The sequence below is a fragment of the Acetobacter oeni genome, assembly GCF_011516825.1.
Classification (GTDB): domain Bacteria; phylum Pseudomonadota; class Alphaproteobacteria; order Acetobacterales; family Acetobacteraceae; genus Acetobacter; species Acetobacter oeni.
This window is the reverse complement of the sequence record NZ_WOTA01000001.1, coordinates 151,246-165,258: the sequence shown is the minus strand read 5'-3', so window position 1 is coordinate 165,258 and position 14,013 is coordinate 151,246. Positions and strand designations below refer to the sequence as shown.

14 protein-coding genes are annotated in these 14,013 nt (G+C 61.0%); 6 read left to right on the top strand and 8 right to left on the bottom strand.

Features of this window, described 5'->3' with window-relative positions:
• The 4 genes from ntrC to GOB90_RS00680 all read right to left on the bottom strand — a co-directional run bounded on the left by ntrC (position 1) and on the right by GOB90_RS00680 (position 4,606).
• The gene (gene ntrC / locus GOB90_RS00695; RefSeq protein WP_146885373.1) at positions 1-1,479 is read right to left on the bottom strand and encodes a nitrogen regulation protein NR(I); all 1,479 of its coding nucleotides are present in this window, start codon (positions 1,477-1,479) and stop codon (positions 1-3) included.
• Between the two features lie 91 nt (positions 1,480-1,570).
• Positions 1,571-2,608 carry a two-component system sensor histidine kinase NtrB gene (locus GOB90_RS00690; RefSeq protein ID WP_242011713.1) on the bottom strand — a complete coding sequence of 346 codons (1,038 nt, stop codon included), beginning with the start codon at positions 2,606-2,608 and terminating at the stop codon, positions 1,571-1,573.
• A gap of 149 nt (positions 2,609-2,757) precedes the next feature.
• On the bottom strand, positions 2,758-3,876 hold the full coding sequence (dusB, locus tag GOB90_RS00685) for a tRNA dihydrouridine synthase DusB (RefSeq protein ID WP_146885371.1): 1,119 nt from the start codon (positions 3,874-3,876) through the stop codon (positions 2,758-2,760).
• 73 nt (positions 3,877-3,949) lie between these two features.
• Complete coding sequence (locus GOB90_RS00680) at positions 3,950-4,606, bottom strand: TetR/AcrR family transcriptional regulator (protein ID WP_146885369.1); 657 nt, start codon at positions 4,604-4,606, stop codon at positions 3,950-3,952.
• A gap of 113 nt (positions 4,607-4,719) precedes the next feature.
• Between GOB90_RS00680 and GOB90_RS00675 the strand changes: the two genes are divergently transcribed.
• Entirely contained in the window at positions 4,720-5,352 is a 633-nt protein-coding gene (locus GOB90_RS00675; protein ID WP_146885367.1) for a hypothetical protein, read from the top strand.
• Between the two features lie 28 nt (positions 5,353-5,380).
• Here the strand turns inward: GOB90_RS00675 and GOB90_RS00670 are convergent, their stop codons facing one another.
• From GOB90_RS00670 to GOB90_RS00660, 3 genes are all read right to left on the bottom strand, one after another.
• Complete coding sequence (locus tag GOB90_RS00670; RefSeq protein ID WP_146885365.1) at positions 5,381-7,990, bottom strand: cation:proton antiporter; 2,610 nt, start codon at positions 7,988-7,990, stop codon at positions 5,381-5,383.
• A 241-nt stretch (positions 7,991-8,231) separates the two neighbouring features.
• Positions 8,232-8,843 (bottom strand): nitroreductase family protein, encoded by a 612-nt coding sequence (locus GOB90_RS00665; protein WP_146885362.1) that lies wholly within the window; start codon positions 8,841-8,843, stop codon positions 8,232-8,234.
• A 426-nt stretch (positions 8,844-9,269) separates the two neighbouring features.
• Positions 9,270-9,491 (bottom strand): entericidin, encoded by a 222-nt coding sequence (locus GOB90_RS00660; protein WP_242011704.1) that lies wholly within the window; start codon positions 9,489-9,491, stop codon positions 9,270-9,272.
• A 171-nt stretch (positions 9,492-9,662) separates the two neighbouring features.
• Here GOB90_RS00660 and GOB90_RS00655 point away from each other — a divergent pair, with 171 nt between their 5' ends.
• Genes GOB90_RS00655 through GOB90_RS00635 form a run of 5 tightly spaced genes read left to right on the top strand, consistent with a single transcriptional unit; the run spans position 9,663 to position 13,373 of the window.
• A complete protein-coding gene (locus GOB90_RS00655) occupies positions 9,663-9,947 on the top strand; it encodes a hypothetical protein (protein ID WP_194300812.1) in 285 nt (94 codons plus the stop codon).
• Positions 9,947-10,501: a dCTP deaminase gene (dcd, locus tag GOB90_RS00650; protein WP_146885360.1), complete on the top strand. Its 555-nt coding sequence runs from the start codon at positions 9,947-9,949 to the stop codon at positions 10,499-10,501. The genes GOB90_RS00655 and dcd overlap by 1 nt, the downstream gene beginning before the upstream one ends.
• Before the next feature lie 3 nt (positions 10,502-10,504).
• On the top strand, positions 10,505-11,767 hold the full coding sequence (murA, locus tag GOB90_RS00645; RefSeq protein WP_146885358.1) for a UDP-N-acetylglucosamine 1-carboxyvinyltransferase: 1,263 nt from the start codon (positions 10,505-10,507) through the stop codon (positions 11,765-11,767).
• Between the two features lie 47 nt (positions 11,768-11,814).
• Positions 11,815-12,777 carry an alpha/beta hydrolase gene (locus tag GOB90_RS00640; protein ID WP_146885356.1) on the top strand — a complete coding sequence of 321 codons (963 nt, stop codon included), beginning with the start codon at positions 11,815-11,817 and terminating at the stop codon, positions 12,775-12,777.
• Between the two features lie 11 nt (positions 12,778-12,788).
• Positions 12,789-13,373 carry a GNAT family N-acetyltransferase gene (locus GOB90_RS00635; protein ID WP_173571858.1) on the top strand — a complete coding sequence of 195 codons (585 nt, stop codon included), beginning with the start codon at positions 12,789-12,791 and terminating at the stop codon, positions 13,371-13,373.
• 30 nt (positions 13,374-13,403) lie between these two features.
• Here GOB90_RS00635 and GOB90_RS00630 read toward each other — a convergent pair whose 3' ends face one another.
• Positions 13,404-13,973, bottom strand: a complete 570-nt coding sequence (locus tag GOB90_RS00630) for a hypothetical protein (RefSeq protein WP_146885456.1) — start codon at positions 13,971-13,973, stop codon at positions 13,404-13,406.
• Positions 13,974-14,013: the final 40 nt, after the last annotated feature.

The window sequence follows — 14,013 nt, the reverse complement described above, 5'->3', positions numbered from 1 at the left end:
TCAGACGGTCTCCCGGCCGGCCGGCCCCTTCATCACGGGAATATCGAGGTCACGAATTTTTTTCCGCAATGTATTTCTGTTCAGTCCGAGCATGGCGGCGGCTTTAATCTGATTACCGCGCGTTGCCGCCAGTGTCATGCGGATAAGCGGACGTTCAACCTCTGCGATAACTTTGTCATAAATGTCATGCAGGGGGCCGCCCCCGTTTTCGTCCGTTGCGAGATAATGCCGGAGGTGCCGGGCCACTGCGTCGGACAGGGTTTCGTCATTGCCGGGGCCCTCGCCGGTCGGAGCGATCTGCTTTTTGTCCCGTCCGGTATCGGCCAGTTCTGAATTGATCAGGCTGGCTGTGATGGTTTCCTGGGGATAAAGCGCTGTGATCCGGCGCATGAGGTTCTCAAGTTCCCGTACATTCCCTGGCCAGCGCCAGCCCTGGAGGCGAGCCGCGGCATCATCGGTGAGGACTTTCGGGGCGTGGCCGTCTTCCGCGCACTGATCGAGAAAATGCTGAGCCAGGAGTGGGATATCTTCCAGGCGCTCCCGCAACGGCGGAATGCGGATCGGCACCACGTTGAGCCGGTAGAAGAGGTCTTCACGAAATGTTCCGGCCCTGATGGCCTGATGCAGATCGCGATGGGTGGCGGCTATGATTCTGACGTTGGCTTTGACGGAATGTTTGCCACCGGCTGTCGTAAACTCGCCGTCCTGAAGAACCCGGAGCAGGCGGGTCTGGGCTTCCAGCGGCATATCGCCGATTTCATCAAGGAAGAGGGTGCCGCCGGCGGCCTGTTCGAAGCGTCCCGAATTGCGGGCGGTTGCGCCACTGAAGGCGCCCCGTTCGTGGCCAAAGAGTTCGGCTTCGATAAATTCCTGCGGAATTGCCGCGACATTGACCGCGATGAACGGGCCTGTGCGGCGGCGTCCGTAATCATGGAGGGCGCGGGCGACGAGTTCCTTGCCTGTGCCGCTTTCGCCGTTGATCATCACTGTGAGATCGGAAGTCGTGAGCCGGGCGATGATGCGGTAGATATCCTGCATGGCCATCGAACGGCCGATCAGCGGCATGCGCTCGCCCGGTTCCCGGGTTTGCAGGGCAGGTCCGGTTACGGGCGCGGGAGCCGCGAGGGCGCGTTCGACGACGGCAAGCAGTTCGGTGAGGTCGAACGGTTTTGGAAGGTATTCGAAGGCACCGCGCTGGGTGGCTTTCACCGCCGTGACCAGGGTCGACTGGGCGCTCATGACCAGCACGCGCAGATCGGGACGGGCCCGGCGGATACGGGGGATCAGGTCCAGTCCGTTCTCATCGGGCATGACGACATCGGTGATGACGAGATCGCCCTCCCCGTCCTCCACCCATTGCCACAAAGCGGCGGCGCTGGCGGTTGTGCGGACCTGGTAGCCTGCCCGTCCGAGGGCCTGGCTCAGAACAGTCCGGATTGAACGATCGTCATCTGCGATCAGGATGGTCGGCAATGTCATGGGAGGGTATGGAATCCGGAAAAGTCGTGACTGGCTAATGGAACGGGCGGGAGGCCGGTGCTGTTTGCGTTATGGAAACCGGGGCGCGATTTCAGGCGACATGTCCGGTATCCTCGCTGACCACGGGCAGGTGCAGACTGATCTCGGTACAGCCCGGTCTGCTTTCGACTTCGATGATACCACCGTGATCGTTAATGATTTTACCGGCGAGGGCGAGGCCGAGGCCGGAGCCGGATGCCTTTGTGGTAAGAAAGGGTTCGAACAGATGGGGTCTGATGGTTTCTGAAATACCGGGGCCGGTGTCGCGGATCGTCACCAGCAGCGGGAGATGTCTGCGCTGGCCGGAACCGGAGCCTGCCAGTCTTATGCCCTGGCGATAGGCTGTCGTCAGCGTGATCGTGCCGGGCTGCTCCGAACCTTTGATGGCTTCGGCGGCATTTTTTACGAGATTGAGAAGAACCTGGACCAGTTCATCGCGGTTGCCCCAGACAGGCGGCAGTGAGGGGTCGTAGTCTTCGATGATGGGGATGCCGGTGGCGACACCATTTGCGGCCAGAGTGCGCACGTGTTCGAGGACACGGTGAATGTTCACCGGACGCCGGCCTACGGGCTTCTCGCTGAACATTTCCATACGCTCGACGAGTGCACGGATGCGGTCTGCTTCGTCCCGGATGAGCACGGCGAGTTCACGGTCCGGCTCATTGACCGATCCTTCGAGCAGCTGTGCCGCGCCGCGAATCCCCGAGAGCGGGTTTTTCACTTCATGCGCGAGAATAGCCGCCATGCCCGAGACACTGCGGGCGGCTGAACGGAACGCCAGTTGCCGGTCGAGCACCCGCGCGGCTGATGCATCCTGGAAAGCTAGCAGCACCTGTCCCGGGTGATCGGGGACGTCGCTGCCCTGAACACAGATTCCCTCGTGATGGAAACGGGGCGTGCTGAGGATAAGGCCGTGCTCCGTGACGGTTCCTCCCGTCTCCCTCACCTGCCGCAGGAGCAGGAAGAGAGGGTGATCCGATGGCACGAGACCGGTGAGGGTATCGTGACGGAGCTGGACGCGGGATCTTGAGAAAAAATCTTCGGCAGCACTGTTTACAAAAAGGATGGCGTCGTGCGCACCGATCAGCATGACAGGTGCTGGCAGACAATCCAGCAGCAGGAGACTGTCGGGAATGGGTTCCTGATAGTCCTCCCGGCCATGTTTCGCGGACTGAAGCCTTAGATTCGTGCGGAATTCCGAATCGGATGGCCTGGTGTCACTGCGACGGGGCATGGCGATCATGCCGCGCGGAGCGCGCCGGACGCAGTATCGTCTGAGTGCTGTGACGTGGCCATCGCGTCCGCGACACGCGAGCGGCGCGGCTCCCGGACGCCGCCGGATTCAATCTGTTCATCGTAAAACGTGTTGATGGCAGCGATAACTTCGCCGGGATCTTCCATACGGTTTACGGCCGCGCGGAAACCGGCGGAATCGCGCAGACCGGCGGAGTACCAGGAGATATGCTTCCGCGCGAGGCGAAGGCCCGGTCGCTCGCCGAAATGCTTCAGCATCATGCCGTAATGTTCGAGAACGATGCCGCGTTCGGTTTCAAGGTCGGGGTCCGCTGGCGTGTGGCCGCTGCGCAGGGCTTCCGCGACCTGTGCCGGGAACCAGGGGCGACCGTAGCAGCCCCGGCCGATCATGACGCCGTCGGCCCCGGAGAGAGCCAGGGCATTGCGGGCGTCGTCAATGGTCAGGATGTCGCCGTTGGCAATGACCGGAATTCTCACAGCTTCCTTCACCCGGCGAATGAAAGCCCAGTCCGCGATGCCATTATAGAACTGCTGGCGGGTACGGCCATGCACCGTCACCATTCTGATGCCGGCCTCTTCCGCGATCCGCGCCAGCGACGGCGCGTTGAGATGGTCGTGGTCCCAGCCCGTTCGCATTTTCAGCGTTACAGGGACAGGCACGGCACGGGCTGTGGTTTCCAGCAGACGGGCGGCGGCGCGTTCGTCGCGCATAAGGGCGGAGCCGGCCATCTGTCCGACAGCGACTTTCTTGACCGGGCAGCCGAAATTGATATCGACGATATTGGCGCCCTTATCGACGGCGATCCGGGCGGCTTCGGCCATGGCTTCCGGATCGCATCCGGCGAGCTGGATTGAATTGGGGCCCTCGCTGTCGGCGACTTCCGCCATGCGGAGGGTGGCCTCGTTCTCGCGGACCATCGCCCAGGAGGCGATCATTTCCGATACGACGAGACCGGCGCCCAGGCGGCGGCAGAGGCGACGGAACGGCACATCCGTCACACCGGCCATCGGTGCCAGAATAACAGGCGTGTCCAGGACGACACTCCCGAGATCAATCGGCAGGAGGCCCGGCGCCCTTGCTGCTGTGGTGTCTGAGATGCCCATGATTTGAGCAACATACTGCCCTCATCAGGGCAGTGCAATCGCGGAATGTCGTTCTTCGCACTCCGGTGGGGGCTTACAGAAAGGGCGGAACGCTGAGAATTGCCTGTCGCACGAGGTCTTCGCGGCTCATCGGCTCGCGCAGCCTTGAAATCAACGGATCGAGACGTCCGTCTGTGGCCAGCACGGCAATGCCATGGACGAGCCCCCAGGCGGCGGTGTAGCGGGCGGCATCCTGGCTGTCGTAACCGTCTGTTTCCTTCTGTCCGTCATGATCGGACACCTCAGGCGAACCTGCCAGCATTGCGAACAGGGCTGACGCCGCGTTCCGGTAGCGCGGAGAGGTTCTGTCGATGAGGTCGCTCCGGAACATGAGTTCGAACATATGAGGGTGCCTCAGGGCATAGAAAACATAGGCTTCGGCGATCAGGCGCGGGGTGCCTGCTGCTGAGATTATGGCTGCGCGGAGTTCATCCAGCCCGGTTGCCGCCAGTTCCGACAGGAGCCCGGCCAGATCGCCAAAATGATGCGCGGCGGCGGTGTGAGAAACGCCGGCGGCGCGAGTGACGGGTCGCAGGCCGAGCGCGGACACGCCGTCACGATCAAGAATGAAGCGGGCTGCAGAAAGCAGTGCGCCGGAGAGGTCGCCATGATGATAGCGTGTGGTCTGGCCTGTGGAGCGATCATTTCCGGCACGGGAAGGCTCGCCTGCACGTTTTCCCGGCTTCTTCATGGTATGGCGTGCATGGCGAAAGGTGATCCCGGATGTCTTTCCAGTGGAAAGATTTGTTTGACGGCTGCATTCGGGTCATGACATCTTTCCACTGTCAAGAACGGATAAAGACAATGCCCCCAGTTCTGCCCTCCCCTGATCCGGCTTCGGCTCGCCGTTCGAAGCTTCTCAGTCTGATGAATGATTTTGGCGGGCTGGTCGCGCTGTGGGTGATGGACAGTCTGTTCGGGCATCGTGTTGCGAGTGAACTGACGCTGCTGTTTGTCGCTGCCGATCTTGTTCGTCATGTGGTCCTGCGGCGCCCGATCCCCGTGCTCTGGTGGCTGGTGAACGGATTGATGAGTCTTTCCATTCTGGCGGAACTCACGTTCGGTCTGTCTGCTATTGAGCCCTGGGAGGGCACGGCGACGAACGCCCTGTTCGCGCTTATGTTTTTCGCCGGTGCTTTTATGCGGCCGCCCGTTATTCAACGTCTTGCCGAGTACGCACAGAAGGCACCCTTCCCGGAACGGCGCGATATAACGCTGTTTTTCAGGTATCTGACCCTTCTGTGGTCAGGTTTGTTCTGGGTGGTAACGCTGCTGGATGTGTGTCTTTCGACCACTCATTTTGCCGGGAAATATGGCGGGATTGTTTCGACCGGCGCGCCCGTTCTGGCGGTGGGGATCGGGATCCTGGTCAGCCGGCGCTGGGGCCGCAGTCTTTTCCGGTTTCTGAGCGGGAAAGGTGCTTTCGGGCCGGTCTGACAGATATTTCAGGAAAAATGGCCTCTCTTCATTCGTGGGCGTTCGAAGTCACCGACAGGAGTTCCTGGGCGGCGCTTCCGGGGGGATTTTCTTCATCGAACTCCTGATGGGGAAGCAGGACGGCCTGCGGATCGTCCTGCTGATGTGACCTCAGAAGTTCTTCCAGATTTTTGGCGACAACCGGATAGTCTTCCAGCAACCGCTTGAAACGTGTTGCTGAAATCACCAGCATGTGGCCGAATTGCAGGGCCCTTACTGTGCCTGGCATGGGCCGGTGGTCGGTGACTTCGACGGCGCCGATGACATCTCCGGCGCCGAAGCGGACATCGCGTTCGGCCACGTGCATTTCGGCAAGACCGGCGCTGACGAAGAAAACGGAATGCACCTTGTGCCCGCGTCGGAGAATGGCTTCACCGGGAGACGGGAAGCGCAGCGAGGTCGTCATGGCGAGATCGTGCAGGGCCGCAGCGGGAAGCCCCCTGAACACGGCGGCATGCCGCAGGCGATCTTCAATATTGTTCTTGAGGTTGAACGTCATGGGCCGGTCGAGACGCTGGCGACGCCGGTCCACGTCCCGGTGCAGTTCACGATAAAGTTCGTCGCTGATCAGGGATTCAGTGTGGAGGGAATCAAACTCCTGATTTTCGAGCCGCAGCACGATCTGGCGGAAAATCCGGTTTTCCAGGGCTTCGGAATAGCCCGGGTAGTGCAGGCGCAGAGTGGCAAGCGCCTCATCGAGCATTTTGCGCTGACGCGAGAGCGTTTCGGACACGATCTCGCTGACACGGGTGCCGAGCGTGGGCTCCATACGGTCGCGCAGGAACCGGGTGAGTGACAGGGACACCAGATGCGTCACCATCAGCATTTCGAACCGCTCGGCCATACAGACCATCAGCGGACGATCGTAATGGAAACGGTTGTGAATCTCCTGAGCGAGGCGGAAGCGGAGAGACGGGCGCAGGCGGCGTCTGATGGCCCGCACATAACCGAAACGGCCCTGCAGACGGGCGCCGTCCACCATGGCGTCGGACGTTCGCAGCAGGTTTTCCATGACGCGGCGGGACAGGCCCTGAATGCGGAACAGGTCCAGCAGGATCGAGCGCTCCTGGTTTGCGATCGTGATCAGCGCCAGCGTCACGCGCTGACGGTCACCCAGGGCCGTGTCGAACGTGTTGGCCGATTTTTCTTCATCGCTGCGCTCATCCAGGCCGTCGATCACGGATCGTGTGGCATCCGGTGAGAAACCAAGTTCCTCGCCGGTTTCCTTCGCACGGGCCGCCACCTTTTCCAGTGCGATACCGACCACCTGGTGGCGCATGGCCTGATCCATTGGCGAGAGCTGATCGAGCTTGAGAAACAGCACGACCGACCGCAGGGTCGTGCCGTTCACCAGCAGGGTGATGAGCACGAACCCTGTCGCGATGATACCGATGAAGTGCGCGATCGGCGTGGAGATATGCTGGTTTTCCGTGACGGCGAGGGCGAGGGCGAGCGTGATGGCGCCGCGCAGCCCGCCCCAGACCATCGTCACCTTGAAGGGGCCGGGCACGGGCGGCGCGAGGCGTGTCATGGCGAGGATCGGCAGCAGGCCGAACACTACGGAGGCACGCGCCACCAGCCCCGCCGCGCTGGCGATCAGGATCAGCACGATGTCCCAGCGGGTCATGCCGACCATCAGGCGGGGCACGAGCATGGAGGCGAGGACGAACACCAGGGAACCGGCCCAGAAGACGAGCTGCTGCCAGAGTTCGTTGAGGAAGTGCCATGTCTGGGGACGGAAGGTTGAAGGGCCATAGACCGACATGGTCAGGCCCGCGACCGCCGTGGCCACGACGCCGGAGACGCCGAGAATATCGTCACAGACAATATAGACGATGTAGGGCAGTGCGACCGTCAGGGTCGTTTCAGCCGCCGGCGCGTTGCCGAGCACGGTGATCATGTACAGCATCGCGCGCGCGCCCACGATCCCGACCACGATGGCGCCCGCGAAGGAAAGAACGAATTCCAGCGCGGCGCTGCCAATCTCGATCGGGTGGTGCGAGGTTACGGCACTCAGGAGGACGGCGAAGATCGAGATGGCCGCGGCGTCGTTCAGCAGGGCTTCGCCTTCGACAAGACGGGTCAGGCGGGATGAGGCGCCGATATCCCGGAAGATACCAGCGACGGCGGACGGATCAGTTGTGGCAACGATTGACCCGAGAAGCAGGCAGACGATCAGGGGCATCTGCGCGAACGGCATCAGGGCAAGGCCGATTGTTGCCGTGGAGACGACGACGGCGACGACGGCGAGCAGCAGGACTGTGGCCGTTTCTTCGGCCAGTCGTCGCACGTCGATCGCCATAGCGCCCTGGAAGACCAGGACCGGCAGGAACACCAGCAGGAAGACCTCACTGCTGACGGGGAAATCGAGCAGTGTTTCGGCAACGCCGTTAATCGCGGTGCCGGCCACGCCGGAGAGCGAATCGGTATAGGTGCTTCGCAGCACGAGATCCGCGCCGCCGCCGATGATAATGCCGACGACGGCGAGCAGAACCGTTTCGGAGACTTCGAGGCGTCGCGCCACGGGTTGCACCGCGCTCACGATCACCAGCAGCAGCGCCGTTGCGAGCAGCACGGCTGCCAGGCCCGTCACCTCCATTCATATCCTCCATCCGGGTCCGCCGTTGCGAGCCCGATTCGTTTATTTTGCAGGATATGTCTGTGACGACAGCCCATATCCGCGGGTACGATGATAGCCCTGCTCAGGGTACGCACCATTTCGGGCGCTGGTATGGCATTGTGCCATCGTTAAATGAATCCTGTCATAACTGACCCGTCGGACATGCCTTCCTCATACGTTTTTCTCCCGAGACACGAACGTGCATCGGGAGCGCCCGGTATCAGGGTTCATTGTGCCCTTCGAACGTACCCTCCCATGCCAGAGTTGCCAGCGGCGCGCGATCCGACGGAGCTTCCCGCGGCCTCATGCCTTCGGGCAGGAGATCCGCAGGCCCCTGTTTTCCGATGGCGATGGCGGCGTGAATTTTAAAATCAGCCGGCGCGGCAAGTCCTTTATGAGCGGCTTCCACGTCGAATCCGCTCATGGCATGGGTTGCCCAGCCGAGATGAGCGGCCTGAAGCTGCAGCAGCATGGCGGCGGCGCCTGCATCGAATTCGTGTGTCGTGGCCGGAACGGTTTTTCCGGATGGGGACAGCATGACGGTCCGCGAGGCGACGTAGATAAGCGCGGAGGCATTTCCGGCCCAGGACTGGTTGAACGGAACGAGCCAGGACAGGAAGCTGTTCCAGTTCGGGGTGCCTTTTCTGGCGCACAGAAAACGCCATGGCTGTGAATTATAGGCTGACGGCGCCCATCGCGCGGCTTCCATGATGGATTGCAGTTCTCCGGTGCTCATCGGCGCGTCCAGGAACGCACGCGGCGACCAGCGATCAAGGAACAGGGGGTGCGTTGACGGCAGAGAGAGGGAAGCGCGATCGGGGGCAGATGTCATGGCAGAATCCTGTTTCGGAAGCGCATTACTGAGGAGCCGGAGGCCCGGAGAGGCCATGTATCAGACTTCTTCGTCCCACAAACCATGACAGTATTGCCATCGGAACCGGGGAACGCGGGGATCAGCAAAGCCGTCTCATGTAACAGTCATACGACGGGACCGGATATTCTGTCATGAAATACGCAGCCATAAGCCGGTCATTACCCGAAAAACGACGGGCTTCCGGGTGGAAGCGGCGGCATAAAATCATCGCGCAACTTATATTTGCAAGTCTGCCGGACGGGGCCGCGCGGTCACCCGAATCGTTATTCACACCAGCGCACCCGGAACAGACATGTGCTGGCTTTTTCTCTTTATGATGTGACGGGATACCGGCTCAGGCAGCGGGAAGATAATCGACCCTCCGCCTGCACGCAGATTGCCGAATCAGTGGCTGGATGCGCCCGTGGTGTTTGTTATGCCCTGCTGAGCCGCGTTTGCGCCGCGGCTTACGTTATGGCCTATGGAACTGACATCTTTTCCGGCACCGGATACCGTGTTGCATGCTGCGAGCGCGAGCAGGGTAACACTGGCGACAGCCATCCGGAGAGTACGGCGTGCCGCCGGATTTCCGTCCCGAATCTGCCGGTGCGTTTCAATCGTATTCATGAGCACTATGCTCCTCATTGTTGTGCTTATAATCAACGAAAACGGTCCGGGAAGGTTGCCATGTCGCACAGTCTGGCGCCGGGAAACGCGGGCAGAGTCTGGTCTGGTGGTCTGATCGCGGCTGCGATAACCTGACGGAGCCTCAAATCTGCAATTCAGCCGAGCTTCGCGATGTCCGTTCCCCATGAGCCCCCCTCCCCTCAGACCGAAAACACGGAGCCGGAGGCGGCCTGCGTGCCGCCGGACGGGCGGCAGTCCGGAAGGGAGTCCGAAGCTTCTTCCGGGTTTACAAAACCTCATCTGACGCCTGAAGCGGAAGCGGCAAGGCTGAAACGGCAGGCGGATGAAGCCGGGGCCTTGCGCGCCAACCTGAGGCGGCGTAAGGCGCAGACTCGCGCGCGGGCAGGTCTGGAACCGCCTGTGCAGCCCTCTCATTCTCTCCCGGAGACCAGTTAATGCCGATCATGCCCGATACATGGATACGCGACAGGGCGACAAAGGATGGCATGATCGAACCGTTTGTTGAGAATCAGAAGCGTGACGGCGTTATCTCTTACGGTCTCTCATCTTATGGCTACGACGCGCGGGTCGCGGATGATTTTCGTATTTTTACTGACGTAAACAGTGCCATTGTCGATCCGAAGTCTTTTTCCGAAGAGAGCTTTGTTTCTCGCAAGGCGGATGTCTGCATCATTCCGCCGAACAGTTTCGTGCTGGCCCATACGATCGAATATTTTCGCATTCCACGCGATACGCTTGTCGTCTGCCTTGGCAAATCGACCTACGCGCGCTGCGGCATCATCGTGAATGTCACGCCTCTGGAGCCGGAATGGGAGGGACAGGTTACGATTGAGATCAGCAACACCACTCCCCTGCCCGCCCGTATTTATGCGAATGAAGGCATCTGTCAGTTTCTCTTCTTCCAGGGCGCGTCTCCCTGCGAGGTGAGTTATGCGGACCGGGCGGGAAAATATATGCACCAGCGTGGCGTTGCCACACCGAGGCTCTGAACGATGGATCGTTTTGTTATCCGGGGCGGTCGTCCCCTGCGCGGTGAAATCGTTATTGGCGGTGCCAAGAACGCGGGTCTGAAACTGATGGTGGCCGGGCTGCTGACGGCGGAGCGGCTGGTGCTGACGAATGTTCCGCGGATCGCGGATATTGCGACCATGCGTGATCTGCTGGTTCAGCATGGCATTGCGGTCGAAGATCTGAATGGCGACGGCACGTCCTATGCTGTCGGCGGCGCCATCACCAGCACGGAAGCCCCATACGATATTGTTTCCAAGATGCGGGCTTCGATCCTGGTGCTCGGTCCTCTGCTGGCCCGCTGCGGGGAGGCGCGTGTCTCGCTGCCTGGCGGTTGCGCGATCGGCACACGTCCTGTGGACATGCATCTTCGGGGCCTTGAGGCGCTTGGCGCGGAGATCCGGCTTGAGAACGGCTACATCAACGCGACGGCACCGAAGGGTCTGATCGGTGATCGGGTCATTCTGCCGTTTGCCTCTGTCGGAGCGACTGAAAATCTTCTGATGGCGGCGACGCTTGCCAAAGGGCGAACGGAGATCGTGAATGCGGCCCGTGAGCCGGAGATCGGTGATCTGGTCGAGTGTCTGAACCGGATGGGCGCGCGGATCAGAGGAAGCGGCACCGGAACGCTTGTCATCGACGGGGTGGAGGCGCTGCATGGCGCCGAGCACCGGATCATGCCGGACCGGATCGAATGCGGCACCTATGCCTGCGCCGCCGGCATCACCGGGGGCGATCTCAAGCTGCTTGGGGGCCGGGTTGACGATCTGGGGGCCGTCGTACGTGCCCTTGAAGAGACCGGGGTTGAAGTCACGCAGGAAGATTACGGGATGCGGGTCCGGCGGACCGGCGCGCTGCGTGGCATCGATATCATGACCGAGCCTTATCCGGGTTTTCCGACCGATATGCAGGCGCAGTTCATGGCGATGCTGGCTGTGGCCGAAGGGGCCTCGATGATCACGGAGACGATCTTCGAGAATCGCTTTATGCATGTGCCGGAGCTGAACCGGATGGGTGCCCGCATCAATGTTCACGGGTCTTCCGCCATTATCCGGGGCGTTCATGCACTTTCCGGCGCGCCGGTGATGGCGACGGATCTGCGGGCATCGTTCTCGCTCATTCTCGCCGGGCTGGCGGCGCACGGGGAAACGATTCTGAGCCGCGTTTATCATCTGGATCGTGGATATGAGGCTGTGGAGCGGAAGCTTGCGGCATGTGGTGCGAACATTGAGCGTGTAAAAGACTGACGGGGCGGCCCGCACCCGGAGATGCAGGACTGAGGAGGGTCCAGGGAATGTCTGACAACCGCAGGCTTGTGGACCCGGAACTGTTGCCTCTTCTGGACCGGCTCGGGTCCGCGGCTCTGGACGCGGATCTGCTTTCGGCGGCCCGCGCCGCGCGGCGGGATCTGCCCGGCATGGTGGACAAGCTTCCGGTTGTGACTGAAGCGCGCAGCATACCGGGCATGACGGGTGATCCGGATGTCAGGGTTCTGATCTCGCGTCCGGAAAATTTTGCCGGTGGTCCGCTCCCTGCGATCCTGCATATTCACGGCGGCGGGTTCGTGATGGGAACGCCCGATGCGGCTCTGGCACTTTTGCGAAACTGGGCAGCTGGGCTTGAGTGTGTCGTTATCTCCGTTGACTACCGGCTTGCTCCGGAAACGCCGTTTCCCGGCCCGCTTGACGACTGTTACGCCGCGCTGCTCTGGACTGTCGCGGAGGCTGACTCTCTGGGGATTGATGTCGGTCGTATCGGCGTTGCGGGCGAGAGTGCGGGCGGCGGGCTGGCAGCCGGGCTGGCTCTTCTCGCGAAACAGCGCTCCGGGCCGCATCTTGCTTTTCAGAATCTTCAATATCCGATGCTGGATGACAGAACGGGGCCGGACAGCCCGCGCAATCCTGTCACCGGCGATTACCTGTGGACGCGGGAGATGAACGATTTCGGCTGGCGTTCATTTCTGGGCATGTCACCCGGAGGACAGGGCGTCTCGCCATTTGCCGCGCCATTCCGCAGCGCGGATCTGAGCGGTCTGCCTCCGGCTTACATCGGCGTCGGAACGCTGGACCTTTTTCTGGATGAAGACATTGAGTATGCGCAGAGGATGATACGCGCGTCAGTTCCGGTTGAGCTGGAGGTATTCCCGGGCGCGTTTCATGCGTTTGAGTTACAACCGCGCGCGGAGGTTTCCCGGCGTTCCGCGCGGCGTCGCATGGATGCTCTGCGACGGGCGATGACTGCTGGCGAAAACCCGTGACAGAAAGGCTTATGACCGGGCCGATCACTCTGACAGGTCAGTCTGTCCGGCTTGAACTGCTTTCCGTCGCTCACTCTCCGGCCCTGGCAGAAGCTGTTTGCGATGGTGAACTCTGGAAACTCTGGTACACTTCCATCCCCTCCCCTGAGGAGATGACCGGTGAGATTGAGCGTCGCCTGAAACTGCGGGACGAAGGCTCCATGTTGCCGTTTGCTGTTGTCAGCCTGCCGACGAAGCGGATTGTCGGCATGACGTCGTTCATGAATATCGAAGCGGCGATACCCAGGATGGAGATAGGCTCGACATGGTATGCGCGCAGTGTTCAGAAATCCGCGCTCAACACAGAAGCAAAACTGCTTTTGCTTGAGCGTGCATTTGAGGTTACGGGCTGTCTGGCGGTGGAGTTGCGCACTCATGTCCTGAATCAGCAAAGCAGGCGCGCCATTGAACGGCTCGGCGCCCGGCTGGATGGTATTCTGCGGTTTCATCGGGTTTTACCGAACGGAACGATCCGCGATACCTGCGTTTACAGTATCACGGCTCCGGAGTGGCCGGCTATTAAAGTCCTGCTCCGCGGGAAGCTCGGACTGCCGTAAGCCGGCTCACCTGTAAGTGCGACCGGACAGTCAGTTATCCGATGTGGGGCTGATCCCTTTTTTCTTCTGAAACTGCTCGATTTCATTCCGAAGGTTGCCGACCGGGGCTGCGTTTATGGTGTCCTGATAGGAATCGCCATGCCATATCCAGTGATCCGTTCCATCGACAACGATGTCGTACATGCCCTGATGACTTGTCGGCAGAATGGAAATTGCGCCGCTGACCGAATCAAGGATTTTGATCCAGTCGTCGCCGGTATGGAGATAGACGTCTGTTGAGCAGCCGGCCGAGCCGCACAGCGCCGCCGACTGGAGCTGGACGAACAGGGCGATTTCACCTTTTTTCGTGGACAGCGGCGCCGAGCCGATCAGCACGACGGGTTCCTCATGATGGCGAAGGCTTGTCGCGATATCGTCCGCGTTGAGGACACGGGCCTGTTTATCAAGCTCCGTTCCCGGCTGCTGGGACAGGATAACCGGTCTGGCGCTGGCGGCAGAGGCACTATGCGTATGTTTTGATGTGTGATGCGTGGTCCGGGCGTGCGCTTTACTGATCAGGAGTGGGATCTGACTGCTCGCAGCGGCCAGACAGCCCGCCATAAATACTGTGCGCAGCGCCGCTGCGGACAGAGATTTTTCC